Raw genomic sequence first — 491 nt, forward strand, 5'->3', positions numbered from 1 at the left:
CAAAGAGCAGTGGCTTTCCGAGGCTGTCGCGGCCAAAGACAAGGGTGTGGTAGCCACCTGCGACGACACCCTCCAGTGAGTTTAGTGCTTCAGGAAGCTCAAGGCGCTGCAGGCTGCTCTGGTTGTTTTGATGCCCCAGCCCCAGCTGGCCATGCTCGTTATATCCGCAGGCAAAGAGCACTGGCTTGCCGAAGCTGTCGCAGCCAAAGACAAGGGTGTGGAAAGTACCTGCGACGACACCCTCCAGTGAGTTGAGGTCTTTAGGAAGCTCAAGGCGCTGCAGGCTGCTCTTGTTATTTTCATGTCCAAGCCCTAGTTGGCCGCGTCTGTTATTTCCACAGGCAAAAATCAGGGGTCTGTCCTTGCTGTCACAGCCAAAGACAAGGGTGTGGTAAGCACCTGCGACGACACCCTCCAGTGAGCTTATTTCTTTGGGAATCTCGAGGTGCTGCAGGCTGCTCTGGTTATTTTTATGCCCCAGTCCCAGCTGG

At 55.4% G+C, this 491-nt stretch carries 1 protein-coding gene; it reads right to left on the reverse strand.

All coding sequences use genetic code 11. The features are described from left to right. Positions 1-491 (reverse strand): RCC1 domain-containing protein (locus Lwal_RS17540; RefSeq protein ID WP_476645818.1); only part of this gene is annotated, 491 nt, incomplete at both ends.

It is taken from the genome of Legionella waltersii (assembly GCF_001468085.1).
Classification (GTDB): domain Bacteria; phylum Pseudomonadota; class Gammaproteobacteria; order Legionellales; family Legionellaceae; genus Legionella; species Legionella waltersii.